Source organism: Gemmobacter serpentinus, from assembly GCF_008973825.1.
GTDB lineage: Bacteria > Pseudomonadota > Alphaproteobacteria > Rhodobacterales > Rhodobacteraceae > Gemmobacter > Gemmobacter serpentinus.
The window spans coordinates 1-19043 of the sequence record NZ_WCHR01000030.1; the positions used below are offsets into that span (position 1 = coordinate 1).

Here is a 19043-nt window from a genome sequence, read left to right on the forward strand (position 1 = left end):
AGCGGATCAGCTATATGATCGCCGACGCAAAACCCCGCGCGGTCATCACCACCGAAAACCTCATCCCCCGCCTGAAATCCCTCGGACTGCCAGAGATCGCGATCCTCACAGCAGAGGCCGAAACCGCAGATCCCAACACAACAGACACAAACCCCAATCCACCCGCAAACCAAGACACCCTCGCCTATGTCATCTACACATCAGGCTCCACGGGAAAACCTAAAGGAACTATGGTCGCGCAGGCCGCCGTTTTGCGACTGTTCGAGACCACCCAGCCCGGTTTTGCCTTCGGACCTGACGATATCTGGACGCTGTTCCATTCCTACGCTTTTGATTTTTCGGTCTGGGAAATCTTTGGTGCGCTGCTGCATGGCGGGTCGCTGGTCATCGTGCCCTGGCTGACCTCGCGCGATCCCGAGACCTTCCATCGCCTGCTGCTGGACGAGGGGGTGACGGTGCTGAACCAGACACCTTCCGCATTCGCCCAATTGGCTGCGCAGCGGCTGGCGCAGAAGGAGCCGGGAAAGCTGGCGCTGAAATGGGTGATCTTCGGCGGCGAGGCGCTGAACCCGGCCAGCCTGACCCCCTGGTTCGAGGCGCATGGCGATCAGGCACCACAGCTGGTGAACATGTATGGCATCACCGAAACCACGGTGCATGTGACGTGGCAATGGCTGCGGCATCCGGTGCAGACCACAGGTGCCATCGGCCAGCCAATCCCCGATCTGCAAGTGCGTCTGCTGGATCCGGACATGGAGCCCCTGCCCATTGGCGTTCCAGGCGAAATGTTCGTGGCCGGGCCGGGCTTGGCGCGCGGCTATCTGAATCGCCCCGGCTTGACGGCCGAACGTTTTGTGCCCGATCCCTATGGTCCGCCCGGTGCCCGACTTTATCGCAGCGGCGATCTGGCGCGCGGGTTGGAGGATGGGCGGCTGGATTATCTTGGCCGCGCCGATCAGCAGGTCAAGATCCGGGGCTTCCGCATCGAAACCGGCGAAATCGAGGCGGCGCTGACGGCCCTGCCGGGCGTGCAGTCCGCCGTTGTGCTGGCCCGTGACGGGCGGCTGGTCGCCTGGCATTGCTCCGCGCTGACCGAGGCAGAGCTGCGCGCGGCCCTTGCGGCCCGCCTGCCCGATTACATGGTGCCTGCGGCCTTTGTCGCATTGGAGGCACTGCCGCTGACGGCCAATGGCAAGGTGGATCGTGCCGCCCTGCCCGCGCCGCAGGCCGAGGCACCGCCGGATTACACTGCACCCCGCACGCCGCGCGAGGCGGCTTTGGCAGTGATCTGGGCCGAGGTTCTGGGCCGCGACCGGATCGGCATCCATGACAATTTCTTTGCTTCGGGCGGGGATTCCATGCGCGCGGTCACCCTGGCCGCGCGGGCGCGGGATCAGGGGCTGCGCCTCAGCCTGGGCAGTCTGTTCCGCCATCAGACCATCGCGGCCCTTGCATTGGCCGAGGACTTTGAGACAGCACCGGCCAGCCTGCCGCCCCTGTCTGCATCCGACCTTGCCCTGATGCCAATGGATGCCGAAACACTCTGGCCAATGACGCGGCTACAGCTTGGCATGGCCTTCCATGCCGAGGCCGATAGCGCGGCTGCCGTCTATCATGATGTGTTCAGCTTCCATCTGCGCCTGTCATGGGATGAGGCGAGTTTCCGTCAGGCGCTGGCGCTGATCGTGGCGCGCCATCCGATCCTGCGCACCCGTTTCGATCTGATGCGTTTCGAGCGTCCGATGCAGGTGGTGCAGCGCCATGCCGAAGTGCCCCTGCAGATCATCGATCTGTCGGCCCTGCCCGCCCCGCAGCAGCGCAGCCGTCTGGACGCGGCGATTGCCGCCGAGAAGGCACAGCCCATTGCGCTGGATGCGGCACCACTCTTGCGCATTCTGGTCCATCTTCTGGGCCCGGAGGAGCTGGAGATCACCCTGGGGATGCATCACGCCATTCTGGATGGCTGGAGCGTGGCCAGCCTTCAGGCCGAATTGCTGACCGTCTGGTCGCGCCTGCGCCGGGGCGAAAGCGTGACGCTGCCGCCGCTTGCCTCGGATTTTGCGGCCAGTATCGCGGCAGAGATGCAGGCGCTGTCCGACCCGGCGCAGCGCGCGTGGTGGCAAGACCGGCTGGAGGGGCAAAGCCCCCTGATCCTGCCGCCATCCCGACAGCCCGATGCGGCCTTCGCGCCGATCTCGATCACGGTGGATCACGATCTGCAGATGCGGCTGCGGGCGCTGGCCGACAGGTTTGGGCTGCCGTTGCGCAGCCTTCTGCTGGCGGTGCATATGCAGGTTCTGGCGCAATGGGGGGCCACGCAGGATGTGACCACCGGCCTTGTCAGCCATATGCGGACCGAGGCCCCTGACGCCGACAAGGTGTTGGGGCTGTTCCTGAACACCCTGCCCCTGCGCCTGCGGCTGGTGCCGGAAAGCTGGCACTCCATGATCCGCCGTCTGTTCGAGGCCGAGCTGGATCTGATGCGCCATCGCTTCTATCCGCTTGCGCAGATCATTGAGGATCGCGGCCATCAGCCGCTGTTCGATGTGATCTTCAACTTCATCGACTTCCATGTGTTGTCGCTGGTGCAGGCCGATGACAGCGGCGTGCAGGGCGTCAGCAGCTTTGAGGCCACCAATTTCGCGCTTGTGGTCAATGCCATTGCGCAGGGTGGCGGGCTGGTCATGAACTTTGCGGCAGACCCGAGGCGGATTGATCCCGATGCGGTGCGGCGAATGGCCGACTCTTATCTGCGCGGCCTGCAACAGTTGGCCAATGACCCCGAAGGCCCTGCCACTACCGCCCTGCTGCCCGAGGATCAGGCGCATCTCGCGGCCTGGAATGCCACGGCGCGCCCTGACCTGGATCCGGGCCAGACGCTGGTCACGCGGATCGAGGCCTGTATGGCCGCCCGGCCCGAGGCGATTGCCGTTGACTATGCGGGCGAAACGCTCAGCTTTGCCGCGCTGAATGCGCGGGCCAACCGTCTGGCGCATCATCTGCGGGCGCAAGGGGTGGGGGCCGATCATGTGGTGGGTCTGTGCACCGACCGCTCGGTCGAGATGATCGTGGCGATCTTGGCCATCTTGAAGGCGGGCGCGGCCTGGCTGCCGCTGCCGCCCGATGCCCCGGTCGAACGGCTGGCGATGATGATCGAGGATGCGGGCCCGGTCCTGACCCTTGTGGGTCCGGGAGCGGAAGGCATCCCCCTGCCCGGTCCGGTTCTGCCGCTGTCCACCCCCCTCACAGGCCCCGACAACAACCCCGCCCCGCAGGCCGGGCCCGAGACGCTCGCTTATGTGCTGTTCACCTCAGGCTCGACCGGGCGACCCAAGGGGGTGGCGGTGTCGCATCGGGCCATCGTGAACCGGCTGCTCTGGATGGCAGAGGCCTATGAGATCGGCCCCGCCGACCGCGTCGTGCAAAAGACGCCCTATGGCTTTGACGTATCCGTCTGGGAACTGATCCTGCCCTTGATGACCGGCGCGCGCATGGTGATCGCCCGGCCCGGCGGGCATCTGGACCCGACCTATATGGCAGAGCTGATCCGCGAACGGTCTGTGACCGTGGCGCATTTCGTGCCGCCGATGCTGGATGTGTTCCTGGCCGTCACCGACCCTGCGCAAAGCACCAGCCTGCGCGCCGTGATCTGTTCGGGTCAGGCGCTGACCCGCGCGACGCAGGATCGCTTTCATGCGGCCCTGCCGGGTTGCGGGTTGCACAATCTTTATGGCCCGACGGAGGCCGCGGTCGATGTGACTGCCTTCACCTGCCAGCCCGGCGACAGCGGCCAGACCGTGCCGATCGGCCGCGCCATCGCCAATGTGCAGATGCATGTGCTGGACGAGGGGCTGAACCCGCTGCCGCCGGGCGTGGCCGGGCATCTGCATATCGGAGGCATTGCTCTGGCACGCGGCTATGCGCGCCGACCGGACCTGACCGCCGCCAGCTTCGTGCCCGATCCTTTCGGCCCGCCAGGGGCGCGGCTGTATCGCACGGGCGATCTGGCGCGGTTCCTGCCTGATGGCAATATCGACTATCTGGGGCGGGCCGACGATCAGGTGAAGATCCGCGGAATGCGCATCGAACTGGGTGAGGTGGAGGCCGCGCTTTTGGCCAATGGCGTCGCCGAGGCCGTGGTGATGGCGCGCCCGGACCCTGCGGGCGAGGCCATGCTTGTGGCCTGGCTGACCGGCTGGGATGGCGAGGACGCGGCGCTGCGTGCACGTCTGGCGCGGCACCTGCCCGATCAGATGATCCCGGCGCATCTGGTCGCGCTGACATCCCTGCCGCTGAATGCCAATGGCAAGGTGGATCGCCGCGCCCTGCCCGATCCGCTGCCGCCTGCGGTCACCTTCCTGCCCCCCAGGACCGAGACCGAGCGGCTGCTGGCGCAGATCTGGGCCGAGCTTTTGCAGATGGAGCGGGTGGGGCGCGATACCTCCTTCTTCGCGCTTGGCGGGCATTCGCTGAATGTGCTGCGAATGCTGGCGCGGGTGCAGCGCGATTGCGGCGTCGTGATCTCCTTGCGCACCTTCCTTGCTGCGCCCGATATTGCCAGCCTCGCGCAGGCGGTAGAGGGGATCCGCGATACGCTGGCCCCCGATCTTGACGAGTCTGAAACGGATATGATCCTGCTATGAGCCTTGCCGATCTTCTGCATGATGCCCGCGCAAACGGGGTTCACCTTTCCCTGCGAGACGGGCGTCTGGCTGTTCAGGCCAAGGGGGGCGTTCCGCCCGATCTGCTGGCGCGGATCAAGGGGCAACGTGACGCGCTGGTGGATTGGCTGACACGGCTGGCCGAAGATGCGGGTCAGCAGGATACGGCGATCCTGCCTGCCGCAGCATCGGAGGCAGAGTCCGGGGCGGATCCGGGGCCAGAGCCCCTGTCCTATTCGCAAAGCCGGCTTTGGGTCATCGACCGGATGGAGAATGCCGCAGGCCTTTACAATGTGCCCTTCACCCTGCGCCTCACCGGCCCGCTGGATCTGGCGGCGCTGGAACAGGCGCTGGCCCGGTTGCTGGATCGCCACGCCGTCCTGCGCACGGTGTTTGACGAAGGCCCCGGCGGCGTGACGCAGCGCGTGCTGACCGATTACACCTTTGCATTGCCGGTGCATCAGATGACACCGCAGGAATTGGCAAGCCTGACCGCCGCCGAGGCGCAACGGCCCTTTGATCTGACCCGCGATCTGATGCTGCGGGCGGTGCTGGTCCGGCTGGCACCCGAGGATCACCATCTGCTGCTGACACTGCACCACATCGCCACCGACGGCTGGTCGAATACCGTGCTGCTGGAGGAGTTGATCGCGCTCTATCATGGTGCGGCCCTGCCAGCGCCCGCGCTGCAATTCACCGATTACGCCCGCTGGCAACGCCGCATGTTGGCCTCAAATGGTGCCGCGCTGGCCGAATGGTGGCGCGCCACGTTGCAGGGCGCGCCGGATCTGCATGATCTGCCCTGCGATCACCCGCGCCCGCCGGTGCTGAGTGCGTCGGGCGGGCATTTGGCGGACCGCGTGCCGCCCGCGCTTGCCACCAGGCTGCGCGATCTGGCGCGGGTGCAGGGGGTTTCGCTGTTCACATTGCTTCTGGCGGCTTGGGCTGCTTTTCTGCACCGTCAGACCGGCACCGAGGATCTGGTGATCGGCACGCCCGTCGCCGGGCGCGAGCGCGACGAGTTGAAACAGTTGGTCGGTTTTCTGGTGAATACCTTGCCCCTGCGCTTGCAGCCACTGCCGGACCAGCGTTTTGTGGATTTTCTGGCAGATGCCAACCGTCAGACGACCAACGCATTGGCCCATCAAAATCTGCCCTTTGAAATGATCGTGGAGCAGGTGAACCCCCCGCGCAGCCTGTCACATGCACCTCTGGTACAACTGGCCTTCACGCTGGTGCAGCCGCAGGCCGGTGACAAGATCGCGCCCGGCCCCCTGCAATTCGAGGCGGTCGAAACCGCGATGAACAGCGCCAAGTTCGAGCTGTCGCTGGGTCTGGTGGACAGCGGGACAGACATGGGTCTGGGCTGGACCTATGCAACCGATCTTTTCGCCCCCGCCACGATCGCCCGCTACAATCGCGCCTTCCTGTCGCTGCTTGAGGGAATCGCGGCTGCCCCCGAGACGGTGCTGACCGATCTGCCTCTGGTTTCGTCGGCTGAACAGGCGCAGCTTCTGGCATTGGGCAGCGGTCCTGTGCGGGATGACGGGCCGAACCCGCCCGAGCCTCATGCGCTGGTCGCGCATTTTGCCGAAACCACGCCCGATGCGATTGCCGTGGTCTGGCAAGGGCAGCAATTGAGCTACGCCACCCTCAACGCGCGGGCAAACCGGCTGGCCCATCACCTGCGCGCCCTTGGTGTTCAGGCCGGGGATGCGGTGGCGGTGGCCACCGGCCGCAACGCCGCAATGATCGAGGCCATTGTCGCGGTGAACCGTGCGGGCGCGGCCTTCGTGCAGATGCCGGTCGACGCCCCGATGGACCGGGTGACCGGCATCTTGCAAGACAGTGCCAGCCGCCTGTTGCTGACGCTGTCGGATCGCCCCGATCTGATGGCCTTGCCCGGCGCGCTGGCGCTGGATGATGACACCATGTGGCGCGACCTGCCCACCACCGCGCCAGAGCCCTGGCACAATCCGATCAGCTATATCGTTTATACCTCTGGCACCACCGGCGTGCCGAAGGGCGCGTTGAACACCCATCTGGGCCTTTTGAACATGTGCCGCTGGCAGGCGGGCGATTTCGGCATGGATGCGCGCTGCAGCCAGACCGTTGCCGCCAATCCGGCCTTTGACGCGATCATGTGGGAAATCTGGCCCGCGCTGAGCGTCGGGGGTCGGCTGATCCTGTTATCGTCTGAAGATCTGGCCGATGTCGGCGCGCTTCAGACCGCGCTGGACCACCATATGCCCAGCCATTTCTGGCTGCCGACCGGGCTGATGGAGGCGATGTGTGGCGCGGGCCTGCGCCTGCCTGCCTCGGTCCGGTCGGTCTCGACCGGTGGCGATAGGCTGTAGGGCTATTGCCTGCCCGAAGGCTGCGGGCTGCCGCTTGCCAATATCTATGGTCCCTCCGAGGCGGCGGTGATCACGGTCTGCGCAGTCTTGCAGCCGCATGAAACCACGCAGGCCCCTATTGGCCGGCCAGTGCCCAATACCTGCGTCTATATTCTGGATGAGCGCGGGCGCCTTCTGCCCGAGGGCGCGGTAGGCGAGCTGTGCCTGTCCGGCCCCTTCCTTGGGCCCGGCTATCTGGGCCGCCCCGATCTGACCGCACAGAAATATGTGGCCAATCCCTTTGCCAAACCGGGACATGAAACGCTGTATCGCACCGGCGATCTGGCGCGGTGGCGTCCCGACGGGCGGCTGGAATGTCTGGGCCGCACCGATTTTCAGGTGAAAATCCGGGGCTACCGGATCGAGCCACAGGAAATCTCGGCGGTGCTGCTGGCGCAGCCCGGCATTCAGGCAGCCTTTGTCGAAGCGGTCGATCAGGGCACCCGCCATCTGGTCGCCTTCGTGGTGGCCGAACCGGGACAGGACAGCGCCCTGATGGAACCCGCGCTGAAGGCCGCGCTGGCCAAGGTTCTGCCCAGCTACATGATGCCACATCGCTATGTCTGGCTGGCCGCCCTGCCCCTGACGGATCGCGGCAAGATCGACCGCCGGGCGCTGGTGGCGCTGGCACCGGAACCGGGCCGTCAGGTCAACACGGCCAGCCCGCGCGATGATCTGGAACTGCGGCTTTACAACATCTGGTCCTCGGTTCTTCTGCACCCGAATATCGGCCTGCGCGACAATTTCTTCGATATTGGCGGCACGTCGCTTTCGGCCATCAAGATCGTGCATCGCATCAATGCCGAACTGGGAACCGCACTGGCGGTAACCGAGATCATCGCCCACCCAACCATCGAGGATCTGGGTGGGGTGCTGCGCGCGGGGCGCGAAAGGCAGCGTCCGCAGAACCCGATCTGCTTCCGCAAGGGCGGGGGGGCGGTGAATGTCGTCTGTATCCACCCGGGCGGCGGCACGGCCTTCGCCTATCTGTCTCTGGCCAAGGAACTGCCCGAGGATCACGGCGTCTGGGGGATCCAGTCCGTCGGGGTCTATCCGGGGGACGAGATGCTGCCCGATATCGGCGCCATGGCCGATCATTATATCGGTCTGATCGGTGATCTGCTGGATCGGCCATTGGTGATCACCGGGGCCTCGTTTGGCGGGATGGTGGCCTATGAAATGGTGCGCCGCCTGCATCTGGCCGGGCATGACACCGCGACGGCGGTGATGCTGGATGCGCTTGGGTCCGACGATCCGGCGATCACCGAGAACGAGACCCTTTCTGATGCCGCAGAGTTCCGGTCCAAGCTGGTCACCTATAACGGCATGTTCCCCGGCATCGACGATGCACAGATCGATCAATATCATCGGATCTACAATCACAACACATTGGCCTCGCGGCGTTGGAACTTCCGCCGCAATGACGGGCGTGTGATCCTGATTCAGGCCATCCGGGGCCGCAATCGTGCTCAGCTGCGCTTTTTGCGCTTTTTCTGGCACATGCGGAGCAAGGGGCGGTTCCTGTTCAAATGCACGGCAGGCGATCATTCGACCATGCTGGAGGGCGATGACGTGCGCCGCATCGCACAGATCATCACCAAGGTCTTGGCGGGGCGGCTGATGCCGACCGGGGGGAAATGATGACGGGTTTGTTGCAGCAATTCGCGGCGCAGGTCGCCAAGGCCCCGGATCATATCGCGATTGATGAGGCCGCCGCAGGACGCCTGACCTATCGCCAGCTTGATGCCGCCAGCGATGCGCAGGCCCGCGCGCTGATCGCGCAGGGCCTGCGCCCGGGCATGGTGGTGGGGTTGCGGATGCAACGTTCGGCTGCGCTGGTCGTAGCCATTCTGGCCGTGCTGAAGGCACAGGCGCTCTATTTTCCGCTTGGCGTGGCGCAACCTGCCACACGTCTGGCCATGCTGTTGTCGCGCGCAGGCGCAGCGTTCGTGTTGTCGGATGCGGACCAGCCCGCGCTGCCGCCGGGCCCGTGGGCAGAGCTGCGCAATCTGCAGGACGCACCCGAGGTGGCGCTGCCTGCCATCGATATGGGTCAACCCGCCTGCCTCTTTCATACTTCGGGCACCACGGGCCTGCCCAAGCTGATGCGGATCGGGCAGCCGGGGATCCTGCGGATGGCGCAGGCACCGGATTATGTGACGATCACCGCGCAGGACCGCATCGCGCTTTTGGCAAATCCCGCCTTTGACGCGCTGAATTTCGAGATCTGGGCTGCCCTGCTGAATGGGGCCACGCTGGTACCTTTTGGCCGCGATGCGGGACTTGACCCCGATCTGCTGGCCGTGGGTTTGGGTGCGCGCAGGGTGACCGGCGCCTTCTTCACGACCAGCCTGTTTCACCTTCTGGCAGAGCTGCGCCCCGATTGCCTGCTTGGGCTGGATTGGGCAGTTCTGGGCGGCGAGGCCGCGAGTGCGGCGCATATCCACCGCCTGTTCGCCGCGCAACCGGGTAGCGCATTGGTGCTGACCAATGGCTATGGCCCGACCGAATGCACGACCTTTGCAGTGGCGCATCGCATGACGGCGGCAGATTGGGCGCGGGCCGATCACCCCGCCCTGGTGCCGATCGGCCAGCCGCTGCGCGACACCCCGGTTCTGGTGGTGATGCCCGATACATTGGTGCCGGTGGCATCGGGGGAATGGGGCGAATTGCTGATCGGTGGCAGCGGTCTGGCCGAGGGTTATTTGGATCAGCCCGACGAGACCGCCGCGAAATTTGTGCAGCTTGACGGGCGGCGCTATTATCGCAGCGGTGATCTGGCGCGCTGGCATGAAGGCGTTTTGCACTGCGGCGGGCGGCTGGATCAACAGGTGAAGATCCGTGGCCACCGGATCGAACTGGCCGAGATCGAGACGCGTCTGCTGGCCCATCCGCAGGTCAATCAGGCGGCAGCCGCCCTGCAACATGGCAGGCTTTGCGCCTTTGTGGTGGCAGAGCCCGGCCTAACCGCCGCCGATCTGCGGCGCGACCTGGCAATCAGCCTGCCGGACTATATGCTGCCGCAAAGCCTGACCTTCCTCGCCCGCCTGCCCCTGACCGCAAATGGCAAGCTGGACCGCCGGGCGCTGATCACCGCCGAGACCCGGCTATGGGAGGGCGAGATCCCGCCCGGCCAAAGCCTTTTGCAGCTTGGGGGTGACTCGCTCATTGCGGCGCGGCTGGTGACAGAATGGCGCGCGCGCGGCCTGCAGGTCAGCCTGAGCGAATTGCTTTCGGCCCGCCCGCTGGCCGATCTGCTGCAAGACGCGCAGGGCAATCGACAGGCCGTATCCGAAGCCACCCTGCCGCCGCCGCGCCAAACCTACCCCGCCGCGTCTGAGCAGCGGCGGCTCTGGCTGGCACAGGAAATGCAGCCCGCCTCCACCGCCTATTCCATCCCGCTGCGCTTTGATTTCGAAACTGCGCCGGATCAGGCTGCGATGCAGCGGGCATTGACCACGCTGTTTGCCCGCCATGCCGTGCTGCGCGCCCGCTTTGCCGAGGTGGATGGCGCGTTGCAGGTGCAGATCAATCCGCCCCGCCCCCTGGCATTGGAGCATCCCGAAAGTGAGGCAGCCTTCTTTGGGCAGGCTTTCGATCTGGCCTCGGGGTGTCTTTTGCGCGCCGGTGTGATCGGGTCACGCTTGTTGGTGCTGGTGCATCACATCGTGGTGGATGGTGCCGCATTGAACATCCTGTTGGCGGATCTGGCGGCGCTTTATGACGGGCAGGATTTGCCGCCCGCCCCTGACTATTCCGGCTATCCGCTTTTGCAGGCTGCGGTATATGGCAGCCCCGCCTATCAGGGCCGGCGGCTGGATCGGCAGCGCAGCCTTGGGGCCGCCCCTGACAGAAACACCCCGGCGCTGCATTTGCCGGCGCCAATGGCAGGCCGGTTGCGGCATGTCCTGCTGCCGCCTGCGGTGCTGACCGCCTTGCAGGATCTGGCCAGATCGCGCGGGCAGTCGCTGTTTTCCCTGCTGCTTGCCGCCTATGCCCTGACGCTGGCGCGTGCGGGTCATGGCCCGCGGCTGTCGATCGGCCTGCCGGTCGGCCTGCGTCCGCCGGGCTATGAGGCGGTGGTCGGCATGTTCGTCAATACCCAGATCTGTCGGCTGGATCTGGACCCCGGCCTACGGCCCGAGGATGTGCTGACCCGCGTCGATGCCGAGGTGCAGGCGATGCGCCAGGGGCATGATGTGGCCTATGATCATCTGGTGGCCGATCTGCGGGCGGCGGGCCAACACGGCGCACCGTTCGAGACGATGTTCGTGCTGGAAAACACCGACTACCACCTGCCGGGGCTGGCGGCGCGCTTTGTGGCACCCGAAAAGGTGGATCCGCGTTTCCCGCTGACCCTGTTTGCCACCGTGACCGAGGCAGGTCTGTCCTGTCAGATCGAACATGATCTGGCCCTGTTCGATCCGGCGGCGGTGGACCGGATCGAGACCCTGTTCACCCAAACCGCGCGCGCGCTGGCCACAGGTCTGCCCGATCTGGCACAGCTGGAAGATCCACCCGGCCTGATGGCGCGGATCGGCCGGGCCATCGCCCTTTGGCCCGATGCCCCCGCCGCAATATCGGGGACGAAACAGCTCAGCTTTGCCGAGCTTGACCTGCAATCTGCGGCGCTTGCCGCCGCCTTGCAACAGCAGGGCGCGCAGGCGGGCGACCGCATCGGCCTGTCGCTGCGCCCCGGCCTGCCGCTTTTGGTCGGGCTGCTGGCGATCCTGCGGCTGGGGGCTGCCTATGTGCCGCTGGATCCCGATTATCCGCCCGCCCGTCGCAATTTCATGGTGCAGGACGCGGGCCTGCGTCTGGTGATCGCGACCGATGCCGAGGATCTGCCCGAAGGTTTGCGCATCGTGCAGCCTTTGGGACATCCGTCGCAACCGGGCCCGCAGCCCTGGCCCGCCGAGAGGCCGGAGGCCATCGCCTATGTCATCTATACCTCTGGCTCGACCGGGCAGCCCAAGGGCGTTTGCGTCAACCACCATTCGCTGGCCAATTATCTGGACCATGTCGCCGCCAGCTATTTCGCCCCCTTCCCGTTGCAAGGCGCGGTTGTCAGCACCTCGCTGAATTTCGACGCGACGGTGACGAGCCTGCTTGGCCCGCTTTGTCAGGGCCTGCCTGCGATCATCCTGCCTGCCGCCGATATGGCGGCGCTGACCGATCTGGCGCTTGGGGCCGAGCCGCTTCTGTTCAAGCTGACGCCCTCGCATCTGGTGGCATTCCTGTCCTACGCAGCGGGGCGCCGCTGCGAGACCGCGCATTTGTTGGTGGTGGGGGGCGAGCAATTGCCAACCCATCTGGCGCAATCCGTGCTGGATCTGCTGCCCAATGCGCAAATCGTGAATGAATATGGCCCGACCGAGGCCACGGTTGGCTGCATCACCGCCTGGGCCAGCCGGATGGCGGGCGTGCCCGATTGGCGCGGCGCCATGGTGATCGGGCGCCCGATGCAAGGGGCCGAGATCCGCTTGCTGCACCCCGATGGGCGCGAGGCCGCGCCGGGTGAGGAAGGCGAAATCGTCATCCGTGGCGTTTGCGTCACGCAGGGCTACCTCAACCGCCCCGATCTGACCGCGAGCCGCTTTGCCCCGCTGGACGGTCATCCCTGCTATCGCACCGGGGATCGCGCCATGCGCCTGCCAAATGGCGATATGGCCTATCTCGGGCGGTTTGATGATCAGGTCAAGCTGAACGGTTTCCGCATCGAACCCGGCGAGGTGGAGGCGGCACTATGCGCCTTGCCTGATGTGCAGGCCGCCGCCGTGATGGTGCATGAGGGGCAGCTTCTGGCCTTCTATACCGGCACGGCTTTGCCCGCCGATCTGCAAGAGCCGCTTGGCCAAGCCCTGCCTGCGCATATGCGCCCGTCGCGTCTGTTCGCGGTTGCGGCGATGCCGCTGACCCCGAATGGCAAGCTGGACAAGGCAGCACTGATCGCGGGCCTTGCCGCGCCGATCAGCTCGCCGATCAGCTCTTTGCCCATCAGCGGTTCCAGCGACACCCGTGAACGCTTGAGCGCCCTGTTTACGCAGGTTCTGGGCCATGCATTGGAGCCGGAGCAACATTTCTTCGATGCCGGGGCCGGGTCGCTGGCCTTGATGAAGGTCCATGCCCTGGCCCGACAGGATCTGGCACCCGATCTGGCCCTGGTTGCGTTCTTCCGCCATCCGACGCTGGTCCAGTTGGCCGACCATATCGATGCACAGCGTCCAGCCCCGATGCCAACCGCCCCGGCGGTCATGACGTCTGACGACCGCTCGGGTGATATTGCCATCATCGGCATGGCTGCAGGTCTGCCGGGGGCCGAGGATCTGGCAGATCTGTGGCAGATGATCCGCGAGGGACGTTCGGCCATCCGCCTTGGCCCGGCCAAGGGCCCGGGGCATGTGAATGCCGTCTCGTCGCTGGCGCGACCGCTGGCCTTTGATGCGGAGCATTTCCGCATTCCGCCACGCGAAGCCGGGTTGATGGATCCGCAGCAACGCCATCTGTTGATGGGGGCGGTGCAGGCGCTGGATCATGCCGGGCTGGATGCCGCAGGGCTGCGGATCGGCCTGATCGTTGGCAGCAGCGAAAACACCTATCACCAGACATTGCAGCGCAATGGGGCCGAGGATCTTTCGGCCTATGCGCTGGCATTGTTGCAGGAAAAGGACTTTCTGGCCAGCCGCATTGCCCATCTGCTGGATCTGCGGGGGCCGGCATTGACAGTGCAGACCGCCTGTTCCAGCTCGCTGGTCGCCGTGCATCAAGCCTGTCAGGCGCTGCGTGCCGGCGAGGCCGAGGCCATGCTGGCGGGTGGCTGCAACATATCCTTGACCACGCTGGAGGGTTATCAGCACCAGCCCGGGCATATCTTCTCGGCCGATGGCCATTGCGCGCCGTTTTCCGCGGCGGCGAATGGCACGGTGCCCGCGAATGGTTGGGGACTTGTGGTGCTGCGACCCTTAGCGGCGGCACAGACGGCGGGTGACCGGGTGCTGGCGATCATCAAGGGATCGGCCATCAACAACGATGGCAGCAACAAGGTGGGCTTCACCGCCCCCTCCGCCACCGGACAGACCGAGGTGATCCGCGCGGCCATGGCGCAGGCGGGGATCGATGCTGACCGGCTGGGCTATGTCGAGACGCATGGCACCGCCACAGCCCTTGGCGATCCCATCGAGGTGGAAGCCCTGAGCGATGCCTATGGGCCGGGGCCGCAGGGTGCCATTGCCATCGGCTCGATCAAAAGTCAGATCGGCCATATGGGGGCCGGGGCCGGGGTGGCCGGGCTGATCCGGGTGGTTCTGGCCATGCTGCATCAGACTCTGCCGCCGACATTGGGTTTTGTGGCCCCCAGCCCCGCGATCGACTTTGCCCGCCTGGCGCTGCGCGTGCAGGGCAGCGCCGCGCCCTGGCCGCAAGATCGGCCCTATGCGGGTGTGTCCAGCTTTGGCATGGGCGGCACCAATGCGCATCTGGTGCTGTCACCTGCCCCGGATACTGCGGCCCCCGCTCCGACCGGCGCGCAGGTGCTGGTCCTGCATGGGCGCACGGCAGCGCTGGTGCGGGCGCAGGCGCAGGCCCTTGCATTGCGGCTGGAACAGGGGTCCAGCCTGCCCGGTCTGGCCGCCGCCTGCCTGCGCGGGGCGCGCGACAGCGCCTTCCGCGCGGCGATCTGCTGCACCAATGTCGAAGACGCCATCGCCCTGCTGCATGGGGTGCAGCCGGTCAGCCCCGCATCTCAGGACGGGCCTATGCCGCAAGGTGCCCGGGCCGTCGCCGATGCCTGGTTGAACGGGCTTTCCGCCCGCCATCTGCCACGCCCGGAGGTGCCTGCCGCCTGGGATCTGCCGCCGCGCGCCTTTGAGCTGACGGATCATCTGCATCCCGCAGCCCTGCCCGGTGCCATAGCGACGGCCATGCCGGTGGCCACGTCGCGCCGTCTGCCCTGGTCCGACTGGTTCCAGACGCCGGTCTGGCAGCGGGTGCCAGCAGCCCCCGCAGCGCCCACCAGCCAAGCCGGTCTGGTGCTGGATGTCGATGACAATTGGCCCGAAACCCTGCTCCCGCTGCTGCGCGACAAGGGGGCAGCACTGGCCCGCGTTGGTCAAAGCCTGACGCTGCGCGCCAGGCCTGATGCGGATGGCCAGTTGCCCCCGGATCTGGCGATGCTGTCGGGCTTTCTGCGCGCGGTCGCGGCAGAGCTGCCGGGGCTCGCGCTGCGGCTGGTGGCGACAGATGCCGCGACGCCCCTGCCTGCCCTGCAGGGCAGCGGCTTTGCGCATTACCTGCATCAGCGAGGCAAGCTATGGCAGGCAGGTCACAGCGCCGCCGCCCCCACCCCCGAAAGCGGGCTGGCGATCCGGCCCGGCTGTTACCTGATCACCGGAGGCAGCGGGGGCATCGCACAATCATTGGCGCGCGGATTGCTGCAAACCCCCGGCACCGAGGTCATTCTGGCATCGCGCAGCGGGCGGGCCCTGCCCGGCACCACGGGCCTTGCGCTTGACATCACAGATGCGGCGGCGGTGGCCGCATTCGCCCGCGAACGGAACGGCCAGCCGCTGGCAGGGGTGATCCATGCCGCAGGGCTGCCCGGCGGCGGGGCGGTGCAGCTGATGACGCCTGCGGCACTGGCCGCAACCCTGGCCCCCAAACGCCAGGGGGCCGAGGCGATCATTCAGCACCTTGCGCCCTTGACCCAGGATTTCATCCTGTTCTGCTCGTCTCTTTCCGCAGTGGTGGGTGTGGCGGGTCAGGCCGATTATGCCGCCGCCAATGCCTGGCTTGACGCCCGGGCCGAGGATTGGTCAGCCGCCAGCGGCCCGCGCCTGCTTTCGGTGAACTGGCCCGCATGGCGCGGGATCGGCATGTCGGGCAAGCTGATGCAGGGCAGCGGCAAGATGGCCGATCTGGCCCGCGCGCTCGATGAGGGCGCGCTGTCCGAGGCAGAGGGTTGGCAGGTTTTCCAGCACGCGCTTCGGCTCGGGCTGCCGCAGCTCATCGTGTCGCCTTTGCCGTTGGCCCGCCTGCAATCGGCCCCCGCCGATGCCGCGCCCACCGTTGCGGCCCCGGAAAGTGAGGCCCTTGATATTGCCGATGTCTTCGCCCGCTTCCTTGGGCTGGATGGGATCGACCCCGAGGTATCGTTCTACGATCTGGGGGGAGATTCCCTGCTGGGCCTTGATGTGTTGGAGGCATTGGCGAACCAGGGGCATGATCTGCCCGCCAGCCTGTTATCGGGGCCATTTTCGGTGAATGTGGTCAGGGCGGCGCTGGCCATCCCGGCGCCGGCACAGGGCCCGGTTGTCCTGCGCAATGGCCTCGGCCCGCCCTTGGTGCTGATCCATCCGATTGGCGGGGATGTGGTGTCCTATCGTGCGCTTGCATCGCAGGTGGCGCCTGGCCGCCCGGTTCTGGCCATCGAGGATGCGGTTCTTGCCGATCCCGACGCGCCGGACCTTGATATCGACAGCCGCGCCCGCGCCTATCTGCAACAGGTGGAGGGGCGGTTTTCGCTGGCGGGCTGGTCCTTTGGCGGGCTGGTCGCCTTTGCAATGGCCCGCATCGCCCCCGATCGCGTGCTGGATCTGACGCTGATCGACCCGCCCGCACCGCAAGGGCGCGGCCCCGTTGACCCGCGACAGGCCGAGGCCGATTTTCTGGCCGAGATCACCCATCGCAAGCATCTGGGTCTGCTGCCCGAGGATCTGTCTGGCGACGCACCCGCCGCCAACCCCTATCTGGCTCGGCTGTTGCGGGCATTTGCGCGCAACAGTCAGGCGATGGCGCGCTGGCAACCGCAGCCCCTGCCCCAATCCGCTCCGCCCACCTGCCTGATCCTGGCCGACGGTCAGGGCGAGGTCGCGCAGCGACAGGCCGATTGGCTGCATCTGGTGCCCAAGGCCCGCACCCTTCGCCTCGCCGGAGATCATTTCTCGATCCTGCAACCGCCTGAGGTGGGCGCCCTGACCGATGCGATCAACAGCCTGCACCCGATGCCGGAGGTCACCAGATGAGCGACAGCCACGACCTGTTCAATGCCAGCGCGCAGATGGATGCCGCCGAAATCGACCGGATCAACCGCGATTTCTATGGCCGCTTCAATTATCCATGGTTGCCGATGGTGTTGCCGCAGATTGGTGACCCCGGCTTTTTGCCGCGCTTCATCGCGCAGGAACTGGGCGACTTCAGCGGCACGCGCATCCCCTCTGATGGCCGGATCTGGGTGGCGGGCTGTGGCACCAATCAGGCGGTGCTGACTGCGTTGCGCTTTCCCGGTGCGCAGGTTCTGGGCACCGATGTTTCGACCCGGTCGCTGGAGGTGGCGCGCAACACCGCCGATCAGCTGGGCCTCAAGAACCTGACGCTGGAGGAGGCAAGCCTGAACGATCCCCGTCACGAGGCTTGCTTTGATCATGTGATCTGCACCGGCGTCATTCATCACAATGCCGACCCCGAACGCCCGCTGGCCACGCTGGCCCGCGCGCTGAAACCGCAGGGCGTGATGGAGTTGATGGTCTATAATTTCTACCATCGCCAGCACACCACGGCCTATCAAAAGGCCATACGGCTGCTGTCTGGCGCGCGTGGTCATCAGGGCCTGCTGGAGTCCGAGCTGGCCATGACCCGTGATCTGATCGCCGATGGCCGCCTGCCCGGCAGCATGACCGGCTTTCTTGCGGCCCAGCGCGACCTGCCGGAACCTGCGGTGGCGGATTCCCTGCTGCAACCTGTGGAATACAGCTACACCGTGCAAAGCCTTGCCGCGATGTGCGCGCGTGCGGGGCTGCAGATCCTGCAACCTTGCGTGAACCAGTTCGACAAATTGTCCGGCCAGTTCAGCTGGGACCCGCCTCTGCCCGACGGCCCCGTCCGTGAGGCCTTTGACGCGCTGGAGGATCTGCCGCGCTGGCAGGTCGCCAATCTGCTGATGCAGGAAGCCTCGCCCATGCTGTGGTTCTATGTCCAGCGGCAGGGCCCGCGACGCAGCCGCCCCGAAATTGACGCGGCCTTTCTGGATCAACGGTTCCGCCCCGCCATGACACCTGTCCGCAGCTTCGTGCTGGGCGCAGATCAACGCTATTCCGACAGTGGCAGGGCTAGCCAATGGCCGGTGCCTGCCCTGCCCGCCGATCCGCTGGCGCGCGCGGTCCATGCGGCCTGTGATGGCACAACGCCCCTGCGCACCATCCTTGACCGGCTGTCGCCCGCCCCGGATCGCAGCCCGGCCGGTGTCACCCGGCTGCGGCAGATGTTGACGACACCGGCCTTCCCCTATCTGGTGGCGGCATGATCCTGTTTCCGCTGCTGACTGAAAACCCGTTTGGCCTGCCTGGCCTGTTCTGGCGCGAAGGGCGGTTTCAACCCGGCCCGCTTGCCACGCCCCTCTCTGGTCAGGCACCCGAACTGCTGTATCTGGGCGACCCGCTGGGACCGGCGCGCGCGACGCTGCCCGAGGCATTGCACAGTGCCGTGCCCAAACGTCAAAGCGAATATCTGGCGGGACGGATCTGTGCCGCACTTGCCCTGCGCGCCGCAGGCCTGCCCGAAGTGCTGGGCCTTCAGGGACGGGCGCCGGTCTGGCCTGCGGGTGCCGCCGGATCGATCAGCCATAGCGACAGCCGTGTGGTGGCGGCGGTCAGCCGCGATCATGCCGCCCTTGGCGTGGATTGCGAAACCATCATGCCCGAAGATCAGGCCCGCACCCTGACCGGGATGATCATGACACCGGCCGAAACCGCGCTGCGCCCCGAGACGATCGGGCTTGCTGCCTTCCTCACCTTGGTCTTTTCGGCCAAGGAGGCGCTTTACAAGGCCATATCGGCCCGCCATGCGCGGATGCTGGAATTTCACGATGTGCTGTTGACCGGCATCGCCGGTGACCGCCTGCATATGGCGCAGGGCAAGCAGGACTTTCAGGCCCGGTTTCAACTGGACCGGACCGAGGTTCTGACGCTGGTTCTGGTGCAATCATGATGGCCTT

At 66.1% G+C, this 19043-nt stretch carries 5 protein-coding genes and 1 pseudogene; all 6 read left to right on the forward strand.

Annotated elements, in window-relative coordinates; all coding sequences use genetic code 11:
* The first annotated feature begins 14 nt into the window (after positions 1–14).
* The 6 genes and pseudogenes from GBJ34_RS15810 (at position 15) to GBJ34_RS15835 (ending at position 19036) form a co-directional block, all read left to right on the forward strand.
* Complete coding sequence (locus tag GBJ34_RS15810; protein ID WP_226341228.1) at positions 15–4643, forward strand: non-ribosomal peptide synthetase; 4629 nt, start codon at positions 15–17, stop codon at positions 4641–4643.
* A pseudogene (locus GBJ34_RS15815) lies at positions 4640–7645 on the forward strand (non-ribosomal peptide synthetase); the annotation flags it as partial. The gene GBJ34_RS15810 and the pseudogene GBJ34_RS15815, both read left to right, overlap by 4 nt.
* Before the next feature lie 30 nt (positions 7646–7675).
* Positions 7676–8698 (forward strand): thioesterase domain-containing protein, encoded by a 1023-nt coding sequence (locus tag GBJ34_RS20875; protein ID WP_404811436.1) that lies wholly within the window; start codon positions 7676–7678, stop codon positions 8696–8698.
* Positions 8698–17076, forward strand: a complete 8379-nt coding sequence (locus GBJ34_RS15825; RefSeq protein WP_192931253.1) for a non-ribosomal peptide synthetase — start codon at positions 8698–8700, stop codon at positions 17074–17076. The genes GBJ34_RS20875 and GBJ34_RS15825 overlap by 1 nt, the downstream gene beginning before the upstream one ends.
* Positions 17073–18353 (forward strand): class I SAM-dependent methyltransferase, encoded by a 1281-nt coding sequence (locus tag GBJ34_RS15830; protein ID WP_151720175.1) that lies wholly within the window; start codon positions 17073–17075, stop codon positions 18351–18353. The genes GBJ34_RS15825 and GBJ34_RS15830 overlap by 4 nt, the downstream gene beginning before the upstream one ends.
* On the forward strand, positions 18350–19036 hold the full coding sequence (locus GBJ34_RS15835; protein WP_151720176.1) for a 4'-phosphopantetheinyl transferase family protein: 687 nt from the start codon (positions 18350–18352) through the stop codon (positions 19034–19036). The genes GBJ34_RS15830 and GBJ34_RS15835 overlap by 4 nt, the downstream gene beginning before the upstream one ends.
* Positions 19037–19043 lie beyond the last annotated feature (7 nt).

Excerpts from the sequence above, each read along its gene's own strand:
- GBJ34_RS15835 (WP_151720176.1), top strand. The coding sequence starts at position 18,350 with ATGATCCTGTTTCCGCTGCTGACTGAAAACCCGTTTGGCCTGCCTGGC.
- GBJ34_RS15830 (WP_151720175.1), top strand. The coding sequence starts at position 17,073 with ATGAGCGACAGCCACGACCTGTTCAATGCCAGCGCGCAGATGGATGCC.
- GBJ34_RS15810 (WP_226341228.1), top strand. The coding sequence starts at position 15 with ATGATCGCCGACGCAAAACCCCGCGCGGTCATCACCACCGAAAACCTC.
- GBJ34_RS15825 (WP_192931253.1), top strand. The coding sequence starts at position 8,698 with ATGACGGGTTTGTTGCAGCAATTCGCGGCGCAGGTCGCCAAGGCCCCG.